Origin of the sequence: Pseudomonas sp. FSL R10-0399, from assembly GCF_009600165.1 — a bacterium.
In the GTDB taxonomy this organism is placed as follows: Bacteria; Pseudomonadota; Gammaproteobacteria; order Pseudomonadales; family Pseudomonadaceae; genus Aquipseudomonas; species Aquipseudomonas helleri.
In genome coordinates, this window is record NZ_WIWK01000012.1 from 39,932 (window position 1) to 61,706 (window position 21,775).

Annotated in this window: 22 protein-coding genes and 1 pseudogene; 9 read left to right on the top strand and 14 right to left on the bottom strand. The window is 56.5% G+C overall.

Translation table 11 applies throughout. The features are described from left to right. Positions 1-112 precede the first annotated feature (112 nt). Entirely contained in the window at positions 113-1,321 is a 1,209-nt protein-coding gene (alaC, locus tag GHO41_RS05585) for an alanine transaminase (RefSeq protein WP_123749785.1), read from the top strand. A gap of 186 nt (positions 1,322-1,507) precedes the next feature. Here the strand turns inward: alaC and GHO41_RS05590 are convergent, their stop codons facing one another. Next, positions 1,508-2,860 (bottom strand): GntP family permease, encoded by a 1,353-nt coding sequence (locus GHO41_RS05590; RefSeq protein ID WP_153433130.1) that lies wholly within the window; start codon positions 2,858-2,860, stop codon positions 1,508-1,510. An 85-nt stretch (positions 2,861-2,945) separates the two neighbouring features. Continuing rightward, a complete protein-coding gene (locus GHO41_RS05595; protein ID WP_048367908.1) occupies positions 2,946-3,479 on the bottom strand; it encodes a gluconokinase in 534 nt (177 codons plus the stop codon). Positions 3,480-3,707: 228 nt separating this feature from the next. Between GHO41_RS05595 and GHO41_RS05600 the strand changes: the two genes are divergently transcribed. Both GHO41_RS05600 and GHO41_RS05605 read left to right on the top strand, forming a co-directional pair. Further along, positions 3,708-4,739, top strand: a complete 1,032-nt coding sequence (locus GHO41_RS05600; protein ID WP_153433131.1) for a LacI family DNA-binding transcriptional regulator — start codon at positions 3,708-3,710, stop codon at positions 4,737-4,739. Between the two features lie 144 nt (positions 4,740-4,883). Beyond that, on the top strand, positions 4,884-5,363 hold the full coding sequence (locus GHO41_RS05605) for a hypothetical protein (RefSeq protein WP_153433132.1): 480 nt from the start codon (positions 4,884-4,886) through the stop codon (positions 5,361-5,363). A gap of 137 nt (positions 5,364-5,500) precedes the next feature. On the opposite strand, the gene GHO41_RS30650 is transcribed toward GHO41_RS05605, so the two are convergent. Together GHO41_RS30650 and GHO41_RS30655 are read right to left on the bottom strand one after the other, a co-directional pair. After that, positions 5,501-6,073: a methyl-accepting chemotaxis protein gene (locus GHO41_RS30650; RefSeq protein ID WP_241486389.1), complete on the bottom strand. Its 573-nt coding sequence runs from the start codon at positions 6,071-6,073 to the stop codon at positions 5,501-5,503. Further along, positions 6,053-6,820: pseudogene (locus GHO41_RS30655) on the bottom strand (PAS domain-containing protein); the annotation flags it as partial. The pseudogene GHO41_RS30655 and the gene GHO41_RS30650, both read right to left, overlap by 21 nt. A 391-nt stretch (positions 6,821-7,211) precedes the next feature. On the opposite strand from GHO41_RS30655, the gene GHO41_RS05615 reads away from it, so the two are divergent. Continuing rightward, positions 7,212-7,664, top strand: a complete 453-nt coding sequence (locus GHO41_RS05615; protein WP_153433133.1) for a GNAT family N-acetyltransferase — start codon at positions 7,212-7,214, stop codon at positions 7,662-7,664. Here GHO41_RS05615 and def read toward each other — a convergent pair. The 3 genes from def to GHO41_RS05630 form a co-directional block, all read right to left on the bottom strand. After that, the gene (def, locus tag GHO41_RS05620) at positions 7,618-8,157 is read right to left on the bottom strand and encodes a peptide deformylase (RefSeq protein ID WP_048367913.1); all 540 of its coding nucleotides are present in this window, start codon (positions 8,155-8,157) and stop codon (positions 7,618-7,620) included. The two genes, GHO41_RS05615 and def, sit on opposite strands and share 47 nt — an antisense overlap. Positions 8,158-8,159: 2 nt before the next feature. Then, positions 8,160-9,104 (bottom strand): YihY/virulence factor BrkB family protein, encoded by a 945-nt coding sequence (locus GHO41_RS05625; RefSeq protein WP_048367914.1) that lies wholly within the window; start codon positions 9,102-9,104, stop codon positions 8,160-8,162. Positions 9,105-9,282: 178 nt separating this feature from the next. Continuing rightward, positions 9,283-9,474: a CsbD family protein gene (locus GHO41_RS05630; protein ID WP_048367915.1), complete on the bottom strand. Its 192-nt coding sequence runs from the start codon at positions 9,472-9,474 to the stop codon at positions 9,283-9,285. A 198-nt stretch (positions 9,475-9,672) separates the two neighbouring features. Between GHO41_RS05630 and GHO41_RS05635 the strand changes: the two genes are divergently transcribed. Beyond that, positions 9,673-10,053, top strand: coding sequence for a hypothetical protein (locus GHO41_RS05635; protein ID WP_153433134.1), 381 nt, complete (start codon positions 9,673-9,675; stop codon positions 10,051-10,053). Between the two features lie 151 nt (positions 10,054-10,204). Here the strand turns inward: GHO41_RS05635 and fadD1 are convergent, their stop codons facing one another. Both fadD1 and fadD2 read right to left on the bottom strand, forming a co-directional pair. Continuing rightward, positions 10,205-11,896 (bottom strand): long-chain-fatty-acid--CoA ligase FadD1, encoded by a 1,692-nt coding sequence (gene fadD1 / locus GHO41_RS05640; protein ID WP_153433135.1) that lies wholly within the window; start codon positions 11,894-11,896, stop codon positions 10,205-10,207. 361 nt (positions 11,897-12,257) lie between these two features. Then, a complete protein-coding gene (fadD2, locus tag GHO41_RS05645; protein ID WP_153373732.1) occupies positions 12,258-13,946 on the bottom strand; it encodes a long-chain-fatty-acid--CoA ligase FadD2 in 1,689 nt (562 codons plus the stop codon). Positions 13,947-14,145: 199 nt separating this feature from the next. On the opposite strand from fadD2, the gene GHO41_RS05650 reads away from it, so the two are divergent. Together GHO41_RS05650 and GHO41_RS05655 are read left to right on the top strand one after the other, a co-directional pair. Next, the gene (locus GHO41_RS05650) at positions 14,146-15,090 is read left to right on the top strand and encodes an alpha/beta hydrolase (RefSeq protein WP_153433136.1); all 945 of its coding nucleotides are present in this window, start codon (positions 14,146-14,148) and stop codon (positions 15,088-15,090) included. Between the two features lie 75 nt (positions 15,091-15,165). Continuing rightward, the gene (locus GHO41_RS05655) at positions 15,166-15,636 is read left to right on the top strand and encodes a MaoC family dehydratase (RefSeq protein WP_048367923.1); all 471 of its coding nucleotides are present in this window, start codon (positions 15,166-15,168) and stop codon (positions 15,634-15,636) included. Positions 15,637-15,755: 119 nt separating this feature from the next. On the opposite strand, the gene GHO41_RS05660 is transcribed toward GHO41_RS05655, so the two are convergent. Continuing rightward, entirely contained in the window at positions 15,756-16,223 is a 468-nt protein-coding gene (locus tag GHO41_RS05660; RefSeq protein WP_048367924.1) for a PA2169 family four-helix-bundle protein, read from the bottom strand. Positions 16,224-16,429: 206 nt separating this feature from the next. Here GHO41_RS05660 and GHO41_RS05665 point away from each other — a divergent pair, with 206 nt between their 5' ends. After that, positions 16,430-16,666, top strand: a complete 237-nt coding sequence (locus GHO41_RS05665) for a DUF3820 family protein (protein WP_048367925.1) — start codon at positions 16,430-16,432, stop codon at positions 16,664-16,666. Positions 16,667-16,815: 149 nt separating this feature from the next. On the opposite strand, the gene GHO41_RS05670 is transcribed toward GHO41_RS05665, so the two are convergent. From GHO41_RS05670 to zwf, 3 genes are read right to left on the bottom strand one after another with little or no spacing between them, the layout of a single operon-like run. Then, on the bottom strand, positions 16,816-17,481 hold the full coding sequence (locus tag GHO41_RS05670) for a bifunctional 4-hydroxy-2-oxoglutarate aldolase/2-dehydro-3-deoxy-phosphogluconate aldolase (protein ID WP_153433137.1): 666 nt from the start codon (positions 17,479-17,481) through the stop codon (positions 16,816-16,818). 17 nt (positions 17,482-17,498) lie between these two features. Beyond that, positions 17,499-18,212: a 6-phosphogluconolactonase gene (pgl, locus tag GHO41_RS05675; RefSeq protein ID WP_153433138.1), complete on the bottom strand. Its 714-nt coding sequence runs from the start codon at positions 18,210-18,212 to the stop codon at positions 17,499-17,501. Next, on the bottom strand, positions 18,199-19,668 hold the full coding sequence (gene zwf, locus GHO41_RS05680) for a glucose-6-phosphate dehydrogenase (RefSeq protein WP_048367930.1): 1,470 nt from the start codon (positions 19,666-19,668) through the stop codon (positions 18,199-18,201). Before zwf ends, pgl begins: the two co-directional genes overlap by 14 nt. A 205-nt stretch (positions 19,669-19,873) precedes the next feature. Here zwf and GHO41_RS05685 point away from each other — a divergent pair, with 205 nt between their 5' ends. Then, positions 19,874-20,734, top strand: coding sequence for a MurR/RpiR family transcriptional regulator (locus GHO41_RS05685; protein ID WP_173430580.1), 861 nt, complete (start codon positions 19,874-19,876; stop codon positions 20,732-20,734). Between the two features lie 90 nt (positions 20,735-20,824). On the opposite strand, the gene GHO41_RS05690 is transcribed toward GHO41_RS05685, so the two are convergent. After that, positions 20,825-21,688, bottom strand: coding sequence for a D-hexose-6-phosphate mutarotase (locus GHO41_RS05690; RefSeq protein ID WP_048367934.1), 864 nt, complete (start codon positions 21,686-21,688; stop codon positions 20,825-20,827). Between the last annotated feature and the right edge of the window lie 87 nt (positions 21,689-21,775).

Consider the following 21,775-nt stretch of genomic DNA (forward strand, 5'->3'; position numbering starts at 1 on the left):
TCGCCAGACATCTAGACAAAAGGCCATTACGCCGTTTATTGTCTCGCCGCAGACCACCGCAGTGGTCAACGTCGCTCGGACGGTTCCGGGCGCTTACGTATCAGAGGCATACATGGCAGACCAAGGTTCGCCGCGCCGCTTTGCGCGCATAGATCGACTCCCCCCTTACGTGTTCAACATCACTGCTGAGCTGAAGATGGCCGCCCGACGTCGTGGCGAAGACATCATCGACTTCAGCATGGGCAACCCTGACGGCCCGACGCCGCCCCATATCGTTGAAAAACTCTGCACTGTCGCACAGCGTGAGGACACTCACGGCTACTCGACTTCGCGTGGCATCCCACGACTGCGCAGGGCTATTTCTCGCTGGTACGCCGATCGCTACAACGTGGAGATCGACCCGGAAAGCGAAGCCATCGTCACCATTGGTTCCAAAGAAGGCCTGGCGCACTTGATGCTCGCCACCCTCGACCAGGGCGACACCGTACTAGTGCCGAACCCCAGCTACCCGATTCACATCTACGGCGCCGTGATTGCTGGCGCACAGGTGCGCTCGGTGCCTTTGATTCCGGGCGTGGACTTTTTTGCAGAGCTGGAAAAAGCTATCCGCGGCTCGATCCCGAAACCCAAAATGATGATTCTGGGCTTTCCGTCGAACCCGACGGCGCAGTGCGTCGAACTGGACTTCTTTGAGCGCGTGGTGGCCCTGGCCAAGCAGTATGACGTGCTGGTGGTTCACGACCTGGCCTACGCCGACATCGTCTATGACGGCTGGAAAGCGCCTTCGATCATGCAGGTGCCTGGCGCCAAAGACGTCGCCGTCGAGTTCTTCACCCTGTCCAAAAGCTACAACATGGCGGGCTGGCGCATCGGCTTTATGGTCGGCAACCCGGAACTGGTCAACGCCTTGGCGCGGATCAAGAGCTACCACGACTACGGCACCTTCACCCCGCTGCAAGTGGCGGCCATTGCCGCACTTGAAGGCGACCAGCAGTGCGTCAAAGACATTGCCGAGCAATACCGCCAGCGTCGTAACGTGTTGGTCAAAGGGCTGCACGAGTTGGGCTGGATGGTCGAAAACCCGAAAGCCTCGATGTACGTCTGGGCCAAGATCCCCAAGGCTTACGCCGAGATGGGCTCGCTGGAGTTTGCCAAGAAACTGCTGGCCGATGCCAAGGTGTGTGTCTCACCGGGTGTAGGCTTTGGTGAGTATGGTGACGACCATGTGCGCTTTGCCCTGATTGAAAACCAGGACCGTATCCGTCAGGCCTTGCGCGGTATCCGCGCGATGTTCCGCGCGGACGGTTTGAGCGCCAGCTAAACAAGCCAATTACGCCTATGTAGCAGCTGACGAGCCGAGCGAGGCTGCGTCCGATTGCGAAGCGATCGTAAAGTCCGGACACGCGATTTATTGGTAGAATCGAGTCGCCTGACTCTACGACGGCTACGCCGCCGGACGTAGCCTTCGGCAACTGCTACACAGCCGCCGAAGGCCTCAACGAACGTCTTAAACCACCAACGACAGCAGCATGATGAAGATCAGGCCGACCACCGAAAGGATGGTTTCCATCGCGGTCCAGGTCTTGAAGGTCTCAACCACGGTCATGTTGAAGTACTGCTTGACCAGCCAGAAACCCGCATCGTTGACGTGCGACAGGATCAACGAGCCTGCGCCCGTTGCCAGCACCAGCAGTTCGCGGTTCACGCCCGGAATCATATCCACCACCGGCAACACAATCCCCGCCCCGGTAATGGTCGCCACGGTTGCCGAACCGGTTGCGATACGAATCACCGCCGCCACCAGCCACGCCAGCAAAATAGGCGAGATGTTGGCGTGCACCGCCATGTGACCGATCACGTCACCCACGCCGCTGGCCACCAGCATTTGCTTGAAGCCACCGCCCGCGCCAATGATGAACACGATCGCAGCCGTCGGCGCCAGGCTCGCGTCGAGCAGTTTGAGCACGCGCTTGGAGTCGATCCCCTGTCGCGCACCAAAGGTGTAGAGCGACAACAGCAACGCCAGCAACAGCGCGCTGATCGGGTGGCCGATCATGTCCATCCAGCCGCGGAAGAAGTTGCCCGTGGGTAACGCCACGTCGGCAAATGTCTTCAGCAACATCAGGAACACCGGCAACAGCACCGTGGCCAGGGTGATGCCAAAGCTCGGCAGGCTGCTGGACTCCGGCTCGCTGGCCAGTTGGTCGACGAGTTCCTGAGACGGGTTGCCGGGGATGTATTTGGAGATGAACGTGCCGTAAATCGGACCGGCAATGATCGCTGTTGGCAGCGCCACGATCAGACCGTACAGGATGGTTTTACCGATATCCGCCCCGAACACGCCAATCGCCAGCAACGGGCCAGGGTGCGGCGGAACCAGACCGTGCACCGCCGACAAACCGGCCAGCAACGGAATACCGATCTTGATCAGCGACACGCCGGTACGCCGCGCCACGATAAAGACCAGAGGAATCAGCAAGACAAAACCGATCTCGAAAAACAGCGGAATGCCGACCAGGAACGCGGCAAACATCATAGCCCACTGCACCCGCTCCTTGCCGAAGGCACGGATCAGGGTGCGGGCAATCTGATCGGCGCCGCCCGAGTCGGCCATCATTTTGCCGAGCATCGTGCCCAGCGCCAAAATGATCCCGACAAAGCCCAGTACCCCACCAAAACCTTCCTGGAACGACTTGAGGATCTGGTCGGCCGGCATACCGGTGGTCAGGCCCAAAAAGGCCGACGCGATAATCAGGGCAATAAAGGGATGTATTTTGAACCGAGTGATCAGCACGATCAGCCCGATGATCGTCACCACTGCATCAAGCAGCAGAAAGGTGTGTTGGGACATGCCTAGCATGGGGCGTCTCCTGCCTTGTTTTTGTTATCAACGACGAATAAACAGCCTGGGGTCAAACAGACAGCGCTGTCTTTTTGAAACAAAATCATGACGTTGCCAGTAAAGAATGTTCACGCCACCACTCATGAGAAGCGAGCGCCAACTGGTCAATGTTCAGGGCCGCCGCATTCAGCGTCAGCACCAAGGGTTCCTTGCTCGGCGATTCGAGAGCCGCAAACTGGCTGTCGATGAGCGTCTTGGGCATAAAGTGCCCCGGGCGATGCGCCACACGGTCAGCGGCCACTTGCGGCGTCAGTTCCAGAAACACGAAACCCAGGCCATCAACGGCGGCACGCAAACGCTCGCGGTAACGCAGTTTAAGCGCCGAACAGGTCAGCACCGGGCGCTGGCCACGGGCAATCGCCGTGCGCAGTTCATCGCACAAGCTGTCCAGCCAGCCAGAGCGGTCTTCATCGGTCAGGGGAATGCCGGCGCTCATTTTTTCAATGTTGGCCGCCGGGTGAAAGGCATCGCCTTCAATCGGCGTTGCACCATTAAGATGGCACAACGCCTGGCTCACACTGGATTTGCCGCAGCCGGCAACACCCATGATGACCAGGGCAGTGATAGGTTGGTTCATGAAACACCTCAGTCCGTAGACAGCGCTGTCTGAGTCAAAGCGTTCACTAGCTGAAAGCAAAGCACAAAGACCAGGCTACCGACGTCTATTTCTCATTTTTATGGGGAGACGCCGTGACGCTCTCGACATACAAAGATCTTGAATAATCCCACAGACAATTAGGCAATTGCCGACAGACAAGGACAGCGCTACCTTAGTGACTTGTTTTTTGTTTGGCAAGCCGCCCCGATGACCTCCTCTAAAAACGATAAAAACCCCCGTACCACGGGCCGCCCGACCCTTAATGAAGTCGCCCGACTGGCGGGTGTCAGCCCGATTACCGCCTCCCGCGCCTTGCGCGGTATCAGCAGCGTGGCCACAGAGCTGGCCGAAAAAGTACGCCAGGCTGCCGACGAACTGAACTACGTGGTCAACCCTGCCGCTCGGGCACTGGCCTCGGCACAAAGCCACTCGGTAGTGGTGCTGGTGCCCTCGTTATCCAACTTGCTGTTTATCGACACCCTCGAAGCCATCCACGAGGTCTTACGCCCCAAAGGTTTTGAAGTGCTGATCGGTAACTATCACTACTCCCGCGAGGAAGAAGAAAACCTGCTGCGCAACTACATGGCGTACCAGCCCCGCGGCCTGTTGCTGACCGGCTTTGACCGCACTGAAAGCTCACGGCGCATGCTTGAAGCGAGCAATACACCTTGTGTGTACATGATGGAACTGGATGCCGGTGCAGGCCTTAATTGCGTTGGGTTCTCGCAGTTAAAAGCTGGTGAAACAGCAGCCCAGCACTTGATCTCACGCGGGCGTCGACACCTTGCCTACATCGGTGCACAACTCGACCAGCGCACGCTGTTGCGCGGCGAAGGTTATCGCCGCGCCTTGCAGGAGGCCGGGCTGTACAACCCGGACCTGGAAGTGCTGACACCACGTCCTTCTTCCGTGGGCCTGGGCGGCGAGCTGTTCTTACAGCTGCTGGCGACTCACCCTCACGTGGACGCGATCTTTTTTGGTAACGACGACCTTGCCCACGGCGCCTTGCTCGAAGCCGCCCGCATCGGGATTAAAATCCCGGAGCAAATTTCCATTCTGGGTTTCAACGACCTGCCCTCTTCCGAGTTTATGGTGCCGCGCCTGAGCAGCATTCGTACGCCACGAGAAGCCATTGGCCGTCGCGCCGCCGAGCAGATGCTCACCTTGATGGCGGGCAACAAGGTGCAACAGCCGGTGCAAGACATGGGCTTTGAGTTGATGCTGCGCGAAAGCACCTGAGTTCGCCGCCGAGCGGCAAGAATTGTCCGCTCGCCGTGCCCCCCTCCACCCTCGCCCAGCCTGCGGCCCTTTAAAAATGGGTGATTGCAACTGGGCACGGTTATTGCCCTGCTAATAGTCATCACCTTTTAGAGGGGCACATTCATGTTGATCAACACGCAGCATACGTCTGCAATTCAAAAGACCCAGCGCACCGACCTCGACCCGGCGAACGCTGCCGCCAGCGCCTTGTACAGCGCGGCCCAGCAGAATGCTCAGCCACTGACCAACCTCCAGGCAACCCCGGCATCCGTGGCCGGCAATGCGCAAGCGGATAACGTCAACGCGGCTTTCGCCAAAACACGGGTCATGTTGCAGGCCAGCGCTTCAAGCACAGGCACGGCGACCAAGACCTCGGCCACCGACGAGTTCAAGGACTACATGAGCAAGTCACCGGCGCAACGGATTCGCGAGCAATTGCTCAAGGAAATGGGCCTGACAGAAGACGATTTTAAAGCCATGCCGCCAGAGAAGCAGCAAGCGATTACAGACCAGATCACCGCGCTCATGCAGCAAAAAGAAGCGATCAAACAGGCTGCCGCCCAGCAGCAGGTTGCTGAGAAGCGCTCAACCGACTTGGTGTGACCGCACATCTCGAATCATAAGCCCGGTAACAGAAGGGCATCGTGGGAGCGAGCTTGCTCGCGATGCTGTCGACGCGGTCTTACCGTTAAACCACGCCGATTCAATCACGAGCAAGCCCGTTCCCACGGGCACGCGCCTCAACTGATCTGCAACGTTGAATTGAACTGGCTGATGGCGTCGACCACATGCCGGGAGCCCTGCTGGATCTCCAGAATCGCCTCCCCCGCCTCATTGGCCAGTGAAACCCCTAGCCCGGTTCGGCTCAAGCTCGATTGCATGCTGTTTACCGCGCTCAACGACAGGTCATGGTTTTTACGCACCACCTCGACAATCTCAATGGTCGCCGCACTGGTGCGTGCCGCCAGGCTCCTGACTTCGTCAGCCACCACCGCAAAGCCACGCCCGTGCTCACCGGCCCTGGCCGCTTCAATGGCCGCATTGAGTGCCAACAGGTTGGTTTGATCGGCAATGCCGCGAATGGTCTGGACGATCTTGCCGATGATTTCCGACTGCTTGCTCACCGCATCGATACTGCTAGCGGCCTCGTTGAGGTCTTTGGAAATAGCCTCGATGGTTTGCACCGTTTGTTGAACCACTTGCGAACCTTTCTGCGCACAGGCGTCGTTTTGCACTGATGTCGCGTGGGCCGATTCAGCGGCGGTTTGCAGGTTGCTGACTTGTGCGGTGATGTCGCTGGCAAACTTCACCACTTTATACAGGCGGCCTTTGGCATCGAATATCGGGTTGTAGGAAGCCTCCAGAAAAACCGTGTGGCCATATTTATCGACCCGTTCGAAACGTCTGGAATGGTATTCACCGCGATTAAGCGACTCCCAAAAGGCTTTGTATTCGGCGGACTCGGCTTCGCTGCGGCGACAGAACATACTGTGGTGCTGGCCTACGATCTCTTGCAACGAATAATGCACAGTGTTGAGAAAGTTCTGATTGGCATTGATAACCCGGCCATCAGGGGAAAACTCAATCATGGCCATGGAGCGGCTCAAGGCGTTCACGATGCTCTGGTTTTCGTGCTCTTTATTGACCCGGTCGGTGATGTCGGCCGCCACTTTCATCACACTGAGCACCTGCCCGCTGGCGTCGGTGATCGGCATGTAGCTGGCCTCTAGCCAGATTTCACGCCCTGCTTTGTCGAGCCGGGTGAACGTCCCGCTCAGCGGTGCACCACTGGCCAGGGTCTTCCAGAATTGCGCGTATTCAATGCCGCGCTGGTAAGCGTCTTCGCAAAAAATCCGGTGATGCTTGCCGCGAATCTCGTCGACGGTATAACCCATCACCCGGCAAAAATTGTCATTGGCCTCAAGAATGATCCCTTCAGGGGTGAACTCGATGATGGCCATTGAACGACTGACGGCCAATGCCTTGGCCTTCATGTCCTCCAAAGAACAACTTAAGCGCTGATTCTCGAGCAGGTCGGCTTTACGACGCGAATTAAACATGACTCAACCCCTGATGATGCTTTCTTGTGATGATGTGTAATTTTCAAGGCACAACAAAACCTCAGCCCATGTAACGCTTGCTGTTTGCATTACAACGAATCAGGGGAAAAGCCACTTCATATTCGGGCCCCTATGGTTCCAAGCATAGACAGGCCTAAACAGGGTGCAAGCAAATTGCCAGCAAGGGGCGACGAAACGCACAGCACGGGCTGCACGCATCTGCTCGATTCAGTTAGCTGGCTAATTTATGTTTAAAGGTGAATATTCAAAAAAGCTCGCAAAGTGCACTTTCCAATGACCAATAAACACTCAAACGAATACAAATCGAGAGACTTAAATGATTCAGCGCTGTGTATATACTGCGCGCTTATTTTTAACGCCCGTGGACGACATGACCGCCATTGTTTACGCCCCGCTCGAAGCGCCATTGTGGCCATTAATGAACAAGTTTTACCGCGCGCATCAGTCGTCGATGAAGGCCAGTAAAGACGCACAACTGTGGGTTGCACGTCAGCAAGACATCATTGGCGGGTTGTGCCTGCGCTCAATTGCTCATGGTTATTGGCTGACCGGGTTATTTGTTGCGCCCGCGCTGCGTGGGCAAGGGGTTGCCGGGGCATTGGTGAAGGCGTCGGTGGCCGCCTGCGAGGGACCGGTGTGGCTGTTCTGCGACCCCGAGTTGCAAGGCTTTTATGAAAGGCTGGGGTTTAGCGTGGAAGTCGACTTGCCTTATGTGCTGCATGAGCGGCTGGTTCGCTATCAACGCAATAAAGCGATGATAGCGATGGGCCTTGAGCCTACTCTTGCGTGCCCGGCGCCAGCTCCGGGAACAACACCTCAATAAAGCCGAACTTGCTGAAGTCCTTGATGCGTGAAGGGTACAGACGGCCGATCAGGTGATCACACTCGTGCTGCACCACGCGCGCATGAAAGCCATCAGCAACGCGTACGACGGGATCACCCTTGGGGTCAAAACCTTCGTAACGGATCTTCTCGAAGCGCTCGACTACACCGCGCAGCCCTGGCACTGACAAGCAGCCTTCCCAGTCTTCTTCAACTGCAGGGCTCAAGGGCGTGATCAGCGGGTTGATCAAGATGGTTTGCGGCACGGGTTCGGCGTCCGGGTAACGCTCACTGTGTTCGAAGCCAAAGATCACCAGTTGCAAATCAACGCCAATTTGCGGAGCCGCCAGACCAACGCCACCGGCGTGCTCCATGGTCTGCAGCATGTCGTCGATCAGTTGCCACAGCTCTGGCGTATCAAACATCTCGGGAGGCACTGGCTTGGCAACTCGCAGCAGGCGCTCATCACCCATTTTCAAAATTTCACGAATCATAATCAGGCTTCATCTGAAGTGGATTTAAGGGAGTGGTCGCGCCCAAGCCCGGACACATGCGGTGTATCGTCGGACTCTTCGAAGGTTTTCTCACCCGGATCTTTGCCTTCAGCTGACATGTGCTCGATAACAGCGTTCATTTCAGCCCCCAACAACAATACGGCTGACGAAATATAGAAATACAGCAACAGCACAATGATCGCCCCGATGCTGCCATACATCGCGTTGTAATCGGCGAAGGTTTTCACATAAAACGCAAAACCCAACGACGCGGCGATCCACACCACCACGGCCAGCACCGAGCCTGGCGTAATAAAACGAAACTTCTGCTCAACGTCTGGCATCACGTAATAAATGACCGCCACCGCCACCATCATCAGCAGGATAATCACCGGCCACCGCAGGATGGTCCACAACGTGACCACAAACTCCTCAAGCCCCACCTGCCCCGCCAGCCAGCCCATCACTTGCGGCCCAAGCACCATCAACGCGGCAGCAGCCAGGAGCATCCCGGCAATGCCGATGGTGTAGAAAATCGACAGCGGAAAGCGCTTCCAGATCGGCCGCCCTTCCACCACGTCGTAGGCGGCGTTCATGGCACTCATCATCAAGCGCACGCCCGCCGAAGCGGTCCACAGCGCGACGACAATACCGAAAGACAGCAAGCCACCCTTCGATTGCTCCAACTGGTCAATCACCGGGTTTACCTGCTCCAGCGCTTGTGGCGGCAGCACCAGCTCGGACTGCAAACGCAGCCAGCTGAAAAAGTCGGGCAAATGCAAAAAGCCGATCAGTGCGATCAGAAACAGGATGAACGGGAACAGCGAGAAGAGCATTTGATAGGCCAAAGCCGAGGCGTAGGTCGACATTTCATCGTCGATAAATTCTTTGACCGTACGCACCAACACTTTGCCTAACGGCAGGCCATTCAAGACCGGAAAAATCATAGCGTCTCCTTTCGCCGCTTATAAATTGAGTTCGACACACCCTCTGCAACGGGTTCAGTACGGGGGTTTTACCTCAAAAGTAGTTCAAATGGCGACTTTGGAAATACTTAACCGCAAAACCCATAAAAACGGCCACCTCAAGGATGGCCGTTTTCAGGGCTGGTGACGAAGTACCCGATTACGCTTTATCGACGGTGTTCTTCACTGCATCTTTGGCTTTACCGACAGTCTGTTGCGCTTCGCCCTTCAGTTCCTGGGCTTTGCCTTCTGCGCGCAGCTTGTCGTTGTCGGTGGCTTTACCCACCGCTTGTTTGACATTGCCTACTGCTTCGTTCGCCATGCCTTTGATCTTATCGCCAGTGCTGCTCATGGGATTTCTCCTAGTGAAAGTTCGGATGTCATTCTCGACATCTAGGTTGACCCGCAGACGTCGAGCAGAGTTTCATTTATTTTCTGTGGCTCATTTCGTCGCGCAGCGCAGGTTGAGCTTTATGTTTGCCCGCTAACCCCTGAGAATGCGCAACGTATTCAGGCTATGGCGCTGAAGATCCGCAATTGTAGGAAGGTTATGAAACTCGATAAAAAGCAGGCCATCGCCCGCAGAAACCAGGAACTTGGCGGCGCGGTACTGGGCGTCAACAACTGCCATCTCGCTACGTTGAACACCAACAAGAACATCTGGTGGTTCGATATTCCTTTGGCCCGCCTGGCCATCGGTCAATACGAATGGGTGCACCTGCTGTTGCACACCCCGAGCACCGATGAGTTGCTGCATTTGAAGGTCACTACCGCTTTCCTGCGTGAAAAACGCGAAGGCATGGTGGTCCGCGCGACGCACAAGCGCACGCCGACCATGAGCCTTGAACTGAGCGCAGACAAAGACTCCTTCCTGCAGGACGTGCGTCCGACAGGCACCGGCGTCAATTTCGCGCAGTTCCTGCAGAAGTAATTGTTACACCCTCTGTAGGAGCTGCCGAAGGCTGCGATCTTTAGATCTTAAAAGATCGCAGCCTTCGGCAGCTCCTACAGGGAGACATCAAAGCAAGCATGCAAAAACAACAAAGCCCCGCAATGCGGGGCTTTTTTGTGTCTGGGCGAGGTTACTTTTTGAGGCCCAGTTTTTTCAGTTCTTCATCGCGCAATTCGCGACGCAAGATTTTGCCCACGTTGGTCGTTGGCAGGCTCTCACGGAACTCGATGATCTTGGGTGCTTTGTAAGCCGTCAGGTTGGCCCGCATGTGCGCCATGACCTGTTCTTTGGTCAGGGTCATGCCCGGCTTGACCACGATGAAGACCTTGATCAGTTCACCGGTTTTTTCATCCGGAATACCAATCGCCGCCGACTGCAAAACACCTGGCAACGAGGCCATGACGTCTTCCAGCTCGTTCGGGTACACGTTGAAGCCCGACACCAGGATCATGTCTTTTTTGCGGTCAACGATGCGCATGTAGCCATCCGGCTGAATCACCGCAATGTCACCGGACTTCAACCAGCCATCGCTGTCCATGATTTCGGCGGTGGCGTCAGGGCGCTCCCAGTAGCCTTTCATGACCTGCGGGCCTTTGATGCACAGCTCGCCAATTTCACCCAACGGCAACTCTTCGCCCGCATCGTTGATGACTTTGCACAAGGTAGAAGGCATCGGGATCCCGATGGTGCCCACCTGGATGTTCTGGATCGGGTTGACCGACGCCACCGGACTGGTTTCGGTCATGCCGTAACCTTCGCAGATCGGGCAACCGGTCACGGTCTTCCAACGCTCAGCCACTGACAATTGCAACGCCATACCGCCCGACAAGGTGACCTTGAGGTGCGAAAAGTCCAGCTTGCGGAAAGCCTCGCTGTTACACAGCGCAATAAACAAGGTGTTTAGCCCGACAAAGCCGGAGAACTTCCACTTCGACAGTTCTTTAACCATCGCCGGCAGATCGCGCGGGTTGCTGATCAGGATGTTGTGGTTGCCCAGCAACATCATCGCCATGCAATGGAAGGTAAACGCGTAGATGTGGTACAGCGGCAACGGGGTGATGAGGATCTCGCTGCCTTCATTGAGGTTGGAGCCCATCAGCGCCTTGCACTGCAACATGTTGGCGATCAGGTTGCGGTGGGACAGCATCGCGCCCTTGGCCACGCCGGTGGTACCGCCGGTGTATTGAAGCACCGCAACATCACTGCTGATCGGGTTGGCTTCCTTGACGGGCTGGCCATGACCTTTGCTCAGGATGTCATTGAACTTGATGGCGTTCGGCAAGTGGTACGCCGGGACCATTTTTTTCACGTACTTGATGACGCTGTTGATCAGCACACGCTTGAACGGCGACAGCATGTCGGCCACTTCGGTGACGATCACATACTTGACCGAAGTCTGCGGCACGACCTTTTCGGCCAGGTGCGCCATGTTGGCCAGACACACCAGCGCCTTGGCGCCGGAGTCATTGAACTGGTGTTCCATTTCCCGCGCGGTGTACAGCGGGTTGGTGTTGACCACGATCAAACCGGCGCGGATGGCTCCGAACACAACAATCGGGTATTGCAACAGGTTGGGCAGTTGTACGGCGATACGGTCGCCAGGTTGCAGGTCGGTGTGCTGTTGCAACCAGGCAGCAAAGGCGCCTGACAGCTCGTAAAGCTCACCGTAGGTGATGGTTTTGCCGAGGTTACTGAAGGCCGGCTTATCGGCGAAACGTTGGCAAGATTGGCGCAATACCGTCTGAATATTTGGGTATTCGTCAGGATTGATTTCAGCAGCAATCCCAGCTGGGTACTTATCCTTCCAAAAGTCTTCAATCATGGAAGCCCACTCCTCAGCGTCGCGAATTCTTCACCGCATTTGATGCGGTTATTATTTGTTTGATTTTTGTAATGGTAATTCTGGCTTTTTTACTTACCGAGAAGTCACAAAGCGCGCCGAGAGTAGCAGCTTTGCCAGAGGCCGCCTAGAGCCAAAAAAGGCCCTTAGCGTCACTTTTCTGACTGTCCTACAATCCTAAGTCACCATTAGAGCCATAACTCTATTTTTGTCAAAACCCGTCTAAACAAGGGCTTACAGCGCCATCAACGGCCTTTTCAAGACGCGACCCGGTTGATTTAACACTCAATAAAAAAGCCCGCGTGCCAAAGGCACACGGGCATTTGTCGCCTGACTGAACGAATCAGACGGTATCTCGTAACTCGCGGCGCAGGATCTTGCCCACCGGCGTCATGGGCAATGAATCCCGAACCACAATCTGCTTGGGCACTTTGTAGCCGGTGAAATTGTCTTTGCAGTACGCCTTGAGCTCTTCAACACTCACCCCGCCGGCACGCGGCACCACGAACAATTTGACGGCTTCGCCTGTCCGTTCGTCGGGTACTCCGATAACGGCACAGTTCGCCACCTTGGGGTGAGCCATCACGATGTCTTCGATTTCGTTGGGGTACACATTGAAACCCGAGACGATGATCAGGTCTTTTTTACGGTCAACGATGCGCACATACCCATCGGGATCAATCACCGCGATATCGCCGGTTTTGAACCAGCCCTCGGCATCCAGCACCTCGGCCGTGGCCTCGGGGTTTTTCCAGTAGCCTTTCATGACCTGCGGGCCTTTGACACACAGTTCGCCGCGCTCCCCCAGCCCCAGTTCAGCCCCGTCATCGTTGATGACTTTCATGAGCGTGCCCGGCACCGGCATGCCCACCGTGCCCAAGCGGGCAAACCCGCCGTAGGGGTTAGCACTGGCAACCGGCGAGGTTTCGGTCAGGCCATAGCCCTCGACGATGCGGCAACCGGTGAGTTTTTCCCAACGCTCAGCCGTGGCCTTGACCAGCGCCGTGCCGCCCGAGTTGGTGAGTTTGAGTGAGGAGAAATCCAGGGTCTTGAACTCCGGGTGATCCATGAGTGCCACAAACAGGGTGTTCAGGCCCAAAAATGCAGTGAACCGCCAGTTTTTAAGCTCCTTGATAAAGCCTGCGATATCACGCGGGTTGGTGATCAGGATGTTGTGGTTGCCGGTCACCATCATGCACATGCAATTCGCGGTGAACGCATAGATATGGTAGAGCGGCAACGGCGCCACCATCACTTCCTGGCCTTCCTTGAGCAGCGGCAAACCATCTTCGGCATGCTGGGACAAGCAGCCACGAATCTGCTGCATGTTGGCTACCAGATTGCCATGGGTGAGCATTGCGCCTTTGGGCAAACCCGTGGTGCCACCGGTGTATTGCAGCACAGCTATGTCGTCCAGCCTGACTTGCAGCGACCGCAACGGATGCCCTGCTCCCTGCTGCAACACCTGCTTGAAAGGAATGGCCTGCGGCAACCGGTAAGACGGCACGAGCTTTTTAACCTTGTCGACCACCAGGTTGGTAACCCAGCCTTTGACGGTGGGCATCAGGTCGCCCATTTTTGCTTCGATCAGGTATTCGATTTCGGTGTCTTCGAGCACCTCCTGCACGCGCTTGCCAAACATGTTCAGGTAGACCAATGCACGTATGCCCGCACTCTTGAACTGATGGCGCATTTCACGCGAGGTGTACAACGGGTTGGTGTTAACCACCACCAGGCCCGCACGCAACGCACCAAACACCGCAATCGGGTACTGCAGGATATTGGGCATTTGTACCGCGATGCGATCACCGGGCACCAGGTTGGTGTGCTGCTGCAAATAACCGGCAAACGCCGCGCTATGGCGATCAAGCTCGGCATAGGTCAGGGTGACCCCGAGGTTACTGAAGGCAGGCCGGTCTGCAAATTTTTTGCAGGAGCGCTCAAAGACATCCACCACTGAGGTGAAGGCAGTCATATCAATGTCCAGCGGTACGCCTGCGGGACGTTTGTCGTTCCAGAAATCAGGATGCATTGTTTTTATCCTCTTACCTGAGCATGTCTGGCTGCATCGTGATGCAGTAAAAGCACAGCATCCGGACGTTAACAGTTATCAAGTAGTAGGCAAATAAGGCGATCTTCGCCATTTACATCTTGAATCTTATTACTGTGATTTCGCCTGTGGTGCCGTTAATGCGCTATACAGTGCTACGACACCGTGTAAAGGAACTGCCATGAACCCACACACCTTTTGGCTGGAGACGAATGACCGTACAGGGCTTTTCGTGCACCAGTGGCTGCCTGAAGGTAAGCCCAAGGCGATTGTCTTGCTGGCCCATGGCATGGCCGAGCACAGTGGGCGCTATTCACGTTTGGGCCAGGCCTTGAGTGAGGCCGGTTTCGGGCTGTATGCCCACGACCAGCGTGGGCATGGCAAGACGGCAGAACGTGGCACACTGGGCTATTACGCCGATGAAGACGGCTGGTGCGCCGTAGTCAGCGATGTGGCGACCCTTAACCGCCACATTGGCCAGACTCACCCCGGCACACCCGTGTTTATTCTCGGTCACAGCATGGGCAGCTACATCGCCCAGGCGTACTTGCTGCATCACAGTGCCAGCGTGCAGGGTGCGATTCTCAGCGCTTCGAATTTTCAGCCGGTGGCGCTGTATCGCAGCGCCAGCCTGATTGCCCGTTTCGAACGCTGGCGCCAAGGGCCTAAAGGTCGCAGCGCGCTGATCGAGTGGCTGTCGTTCGGTTCATTCAATAAAGCCTTCAAGCCCAATCGCACACGTTATGACTGGCTTAGCCGCGATCCGGTCGAGGTCGACGCCTACGCCAATGACCCGTTGTGCGGTTTTAGGTGCACCAATCAGTTGTGGGTCGACCTGCTCGGTGGCTTGCAGCAAATCAGCAAAGCGTCCAATCTCGTCCAGATTGACTCTTCACTTCCGGTTTTGGTTATCGGCGGCACCTGTGACCCGGTCAGTGAAGGCAAGCGTCTGGTAGATCTGAGCGACGCTTTGCGCAAGGCGGGTATTCAACAGGTGCAACTCAACCTGTACCCCCACGCGCGTCATGAGCTATTTAATGAAACCAACCGCGACGATGTGACGGCTGATGTCATCGCATGGCTGAATCAGGCGCTAAGCTGTTCACGCCCGCCGCGCAGCGAATAATCGAACCATATTTTAGAAAAAAGACTTTAAAATCAAAATCTTGAAACTAATCACCCGTCACAGGACATGCGCTAGATGACCCAGGTTACCAACACCCCGTACGAAGCCCTCGAAGTCGGCCAGACTGCCAGCTACAGCAAAACCGTCGAAGAGCGTGATATTCAGCTTTTTGCGGCCATGTCTGGTGACCACAACCCGGTGCACCTCGACCCTGAATTTGCCGCAGCCACCATGTTCAAAGAGCGCATTGCCCACGGCATGTTCAGTGGTGCACTGATCAGCGCTGCCGTAGCGTGCGAGCTGCCCGGCCCGGGCACTATTTATGTTGGTCAGCAAATGAGCTTTCAGAAGCCGGTCAAAATCGGCGACACCCTGACTGTGCGTCTGGAGATTCTGGAAAAGCTGCCAAAGTTTCGCGTGCGCATTGCCACCCGTGTGTTCAACCAGCGCGAAGAAATCGTGGTCGACGGCGAAGCCGAGATCATTGCGCCACGCAAGCAACAAACCGTGAACCTGCCGGTGTTGCCAGCCATCAGCATTGGCTGATTGAGCGCCAAAAAAAGTGGGAGCGGGCTTGCTCGCGATACAAACAACGCGGTCCTGTTAGAGACCGCGTTGCTGCTATCGCGGGTAAGCCCGCTCCCACATTGGCTTAAGGGCTGAGGTTAAGCCCGGGCACGCGCCTGATTACGCAGTGCTTTAACCTGGTCGTGGTTGCGCTGTACGTTCAAGTACTGACGCTCAACCACATCACGGATGCCGACCAGATTGTGCTTGGAGATTTTCTCCAGCGCTTCTTTATAAGCTTTCAGCGCATGGTCTTCACCGCGCTCGGCTTCGTTGAGCACAGCCTCTTCACCTTTGCCGGTAAAGATCGACTTAACGTCGACCCAACGACGGTGCAGGTCACCGGCTACGCTGGTGCTGGTTTCCGGGTCACCGCCAAGCTTGCGCACTTCGGCCTGAAGCTCAGCTGCGGCCGTGCCGCAATCTGCAGAACGCTTTACAAACAGCGCTTTGAGCTCAGGGTTCTTGATATCTTCGGCACAGGTCTTGAAGCCTTCCTGGCCATCTTTGCTGGTTTCGATCAGGTCGTTCAGGACAGAGATGGCTTCTTTATTAAGGTCAGTCATTTTTCAATTCCTTGCTGAGTTGAGGATCGTGCAATAGAGATTGCAGTCCTCGTGCCAGCTTTTGAATAAAAATAAAACCTTATAAATCAATAAGTTAACCATTTATCAAAAATTAGCTTCCGGCGGTTTTGCATGATCTGTCAATTGGCCTGCATGCAAAATGCCTGTATTTTCCACCTGTTGCTGCACGCACTGAAGGCCCAGGAATGAACCCCGAAAAACTCGAACTGCTGATCACCCACGAAATGCCCTTCGGCAAATACAAAGGCCGAATCATTGCCGACCTGCCGGGGCAGTACCTGAACTGGTTTGCCCGCGAAGGCTTCCCTAAAGGAGAATTGGGTGGTTTGCTGGCGTTGATGCAAGAGATCGATCACAACGGCCTCTCGGACCTGCTGGACCCGTTGCGGGCCAAACATGGCAAGCCCAAGCCACGTCATTAACGCCACAAATCCTGTAGGAGCGAGCTTGCCTCGCGATCTTTTGATCTTGATCCGAAAGGTTATAAGGCCCCAATCGACAGGCAAAAAAAAGGTGCGCCGACCAAGCGCACCAAAAACCGTAGAACACACAACAATTCGTTACTAGGTCATCAATCCAGCAGTGCCAGTGCCTCGGCGGTGCATTCTTGAATGCGCGCCCAATCACCGTTTTTGATCCACTCGCTGTCGAGCATCCAGCTACCGCCCACGCACATAACGTTTTTCAATGCCATGTAATTGCGGATGTTCGCCGGGCCTACGCCGCCGGTCGGGCAGAATTTCACTTCGCCAAACGGGCCGCCCAGCGCCTTGATGGCGGCGACGCCACCGCTGACTTCAGCCGGGAACAGCTTGAATCGGCGATAGCCCAGGCCATAGCCTTCCATGATGCCGGAGGCGTTGCTGATGCCCGGCAGCAGCGGGATATCGCTGGCCACGCTGGCTTCGAGCAGGTCACGGGTAATGCCCGGCGTGACGATAAATTGCGAACCGGCCTCTTCGGCAGCCGCCAGCATGTGGCGATCCAGAATGGTGCCAGCACCGGTCACCAGCTCAGGGCGCTGATCACGCAGTACGCGGATGGCTTCCAGGCCGAACTCTGAACGCAGGGTGACTTCCAGGGCTGTCAGGCCACCAGCCGCCAGCGCATCGGCCAACGGCAAAATGTCCTGCTTACGCGCAATGGTAATCACCGGCAAAATGCGCGCCTTGGCGCACAAATCGTCGATCAGGGCGACTTTTTCCGCCATCGAGACGTTGGCAATGCGTGTTGTCATGGCAGCTGATCCTTGGCTCATGGGCACCAGTAAATCTCTAACGTAGGTTGCAGAAAGGCACGAATCGGCAAGGCGGCAATGTCGGTGCCTCCCAGCGCATCGTTGAGGGTGTTCAATTTGCCCTGACCGCTAATCGACAGGACCTTGTTTTTTGCGCTCGCCAACAGACTGCGGCTCATGCTCAAACGCTGATGCGGCACAGTCGGCGCCAGCATCGGCCAGCAGCGACGGGTATTGTCCGGGTTCAACGCTTCGGCCAGGTTCGGGCTGTTCGGGAACAACGACGCGGTATGCCCGTCATCCCCCATGCCCAGAATCAGCACGTCAATCGGCGGCAGCTCGGCCAAGGCTCGATCGGCCTGTTCTGCGGCGTCTTCGAGATTGGCAGCAACGTTGTACAAGCCCACGAAGCGCGCTTTGGCAGCCGGGCCCTGGAGCAAATGTTTTTTCAGCAAACCGGCATTGCTGTCGGCGTGCTCTACCGGCACCCAGCGCTCGTCAGCCAGGCTGACGACCACTTTCGACCAATCGAGCGGTTGTTTGATCAGGCTCTGGAAAAACGCCACCGGGCTACGCCCGCCGGAAACCACCAGCGTTGCAGTGCCTTGCGCCTGAATGGCGTCATTCAATTGCTCGGCCACCTTAATGGCCAACCCTTCGGCCAGTACCGCCGGGTTTTTGAAGGTGTGCGCAGTGACACCTTCGGGCAGTTTCAAATCAGATATCGCCATACCAAGACCTCCCGTCTCGTGTAATCAGTGCAATGGAGCTCATCGGCCCCCAGGAGCCCGCCGCGTAAGGCTTGGGCACATCACCGGACTTTTTCCAGCCGGCGATCAACTGGTCGCACCACTTCCACGCCGCTTCGATTTCATCTTTGCGTACGAACAGGTTCTGGTTGCCGCGCATCACTTCGAGCAACAAACGCTCGTAAGCGTCCGGTACGCGCGCGCTGTGATACGTGTCGGAAAAATTCAATTGCAACGGGCCGCTGCGCAGGTGCATGCCTTTGTCCAGGCCTTGGTCCTTGGTCATCACCCGCAGGGAAATGCCTTCGTCCGGCTGCAAGCGAATGATCAGCTTGTTACCGATTTGCAGGCGCTGCTCAGGAGCGAAGATGTAGTGCGACGGCTCCTTGAAGTGAATGACGATCTGCGACAGCTTTTGCGGCATGCGCTTGCCGGTACGCAGGTAAAACGGCACACCGGCCCAACGCCAGTTACGAATATCTGCACGCAGGGCGACGAAAGTTTCAGTGTCGCTCTGGGTGTTGGAGTTTTCTTCTTCCAGGTAGCCCGGCACCGACTGGCCTTCGCTGTAGCCGGCGATGTACTGACCGCGTACCACCTGGGTGGTCAGGCCTTCGGCGCTGATCGGCGCCAGAGCCTTGAGCACTTTGACTTTCTCGTCACGGATGCTGTCTGCCGACAAGTCCGCGGGCGGGTCCATGGCGATCAGGCAGAGCAACTGCAACAAGTGGTTTTGAATCATGTCGCGCAGTTGGCCAGCCTTGTCGAAGTAACCCCAACGGCCCTCAATGCCGACCTTCTCGGCCACGGTGATTTCCACGTGGGAGATGTAGCGCTGGTTCCACTGGGTTTCGAACAGGCTGTTGGCAAAGCGCAGGGCAATCAGGTTTTGAACGGTTTCTTTGCCCAGGTAGTGGTCGATGCGGTACACGCGGTTCTCAGGGAAGAACTGCGCCACGGCGTCGTTAACCTTGCGCGACGACTCAAGGTCCGAACCGATCGGCTTTTCCAGCACCACACGGGCGTTGTCAGCCAGACCGACTTTGGACAGGTTTTCGCAAATGGCGCCGTAGACCGCTGCCGGGGTGGCGAAGTAAGCGATGACTCGCTGTTCGGTCCCTGCTAGTTCGGCCAGCGGCACGTAATCTTCGGTCTTGAGAAAATCCACATGCAGGTAGCTCAAGCGCGCCAAAAAGCGCGTGAGCACGTCATCTTCGATTTCCTTGGCACCGACATACTGACGCAACTGACTGTCGATATGCGCCAGGTGGCTCAGTGCGTCGCCCGGCTCACGGGCCAGCGCCAGAATGCGCGTGTCGGCATGCAGCAAGCCGGCACGGTCCAGTTGATATAAGGCAGGGAACAGTTTGCGCAAGGCCAGATCGCCCAAGGCGCCGAACAAGGCAAAGGTGCACGGTTCAACCGTAATCGAAGGCATGATGTTTGTTCTTTTATCAAGTTAAGCTACAAATACCTTTTTTCAAGGCATCACTCAAGGAAAAATGTAGTAATAAACACAACATTTTCTCTAAATACAGATTCCCGCTAGTGGTCATCTCGGGCCACCAGTAGGATAGGCCACCTCACGAACCGCTTTAGCACGGTTGATTGCATCGCCGACCCAAGGAACACAAATGGACCGCGTGCGAAATTTACTCGAACAGATCAAAGGCCGCCTCGAAGAGCTGAACAAGGCTGAGCGCAAGGTAGCTGAAATTATTCTCCAGAACCCGCAACAAGCGACCCGGTTCAGCATTGCTGCCTTGGCGCAGGCGGCGTCGGTCAGTGAGCCGACGGTCAATCGCTTCTGCCGCTCGTTTGGTGTCAGCGGTTATCCGGAATTAAAACTGCAACTGGCACAAAGCCTGGCCAGTGGCGCAGCTTACGTGAGTCGGGCGGTTGAGGCCGATGACAATCCGGCGGCGTACACGCAAAAGATTTTCGGCAGTGCGATTGCCTCGCTGGACAGCGCCTGCCAGGCCTTGGACCCGAACCTCATCAGCCGCGCCGTTGATTTGTTGATACAGGCGCGCCAGATCCACTTTTTCGGGCTGGGTGCTTCGGCCCCGGTGGCGCTGGATGCGCAGCATAAGTTCTTCCGTTTCAACCTCGCGGTCACGGCCCATGCTGACGTGCTGATGCAACGCATGATCGCCTCGGTGGCCCACACCGGCGAATTGTTCGTGATCATTTCGTACACCGGGCGTACCCGCGAGCTGGTTGAAGTGGCGCGCATTGCCCGCGCCAACGGGGCGTCGGTGCTGGGCCTGACGGCCGAGAACTCACCGCTGGCCAAAGCCAGTACCTTGAGCCTGAACATCCCGTTGCCCGAAGACACGGACATTTACATGCCCATGACCTCGCGCATCATCCAGCTGACGGTACTGGACGTGCTGGCCACCGGCATGACCCTGCGCCGGGGCGTGGATTTCCAGCCGCATTTGCGCAAGATCAAAGAAAGCCTGAATGCCAGCCGTTATCCGGTGGGAGATGAGTTCAACTGATCCCCCTCTTGTAGGAGCGAGCTTGCCTCGCGATCTTTTAAAAGATCAAAAGATCGCGAGGCAAGCTCGCTCCTACAGTTTTTTGTGGGGTCAGGCGTTACACAGCCCTGCCCGCGCCTGCAAGCTCAGGTGCGCTTGTTCGCCGGGGGCCAGGCTTTGGGTCTGGGCGCCAGTGCTGGCGGATTCGACACAGACAAAGCCCATCACTTCATTCCAGCTCACGCCCAGCAAGGGCCGCTTGCCCGGATGCCAGACTACGGTGTTGGCATGATCGCCGGTGTCGATGCTTAAAGCGCGCTGCCAAGCATGGTCGTTTAGCTGCATTTCGCCTTCGTGCTGGAACACGCGCTGGCATCCACCTACCACCCGCAGTTCGCCTTTTTGCTGGCAAGCCTCTCGATTGAGCTGGTCGTAACCGCGCACACCATCAAGGCCGGACAGCGCTACCTCAGCCACGTCTCCAATCCGCCAATAAGCCCGCAATGCCTGGCTGACCTGGCAGGGTTCGTCGTCCTGGTGCTCGGTGCTCAGGCGCAGTTCCATGCTTTCACCCAACCGGGCGTGCAGATCAACCTGCCAGTCGCACAACTGCAAACGCCAGTGCAGCGAAACACCCTCTTCATCGGTGCTGCTGTCCAGCAGTTTCCAGTCGATCAGCCGCGCCCAGCCATGGGACGGCCAGGCATTTTCGCTGGGATGGCGACCGTACCACGGCCAAAAGATCGGCACGCCACCACGGATCGCCCCCACTTGAGGCCATTTAGCCGCGCACCACAACCAGGGCTTTTGCCCGGTCGGCTTGAAGTGCAGCAACTGCGCACCTTGACGACTGAACACGGCCTGACAGTGCGGATGGTCGATTACCAGCACGTCGCGTTGCTGAAAACGCTCCCACTGGAAAATCGGCTGCTCACGCTTTGATTTGAAAAAACGGTGAAGCGGATGCTCATGCATGTCCCACAGTCCTGAAAATCATGTCGTCCAACCCTTTGGAAACGGCCTCGTCTGCATCAAAGCGCCCTCCCCAAAAAAAACCGGATA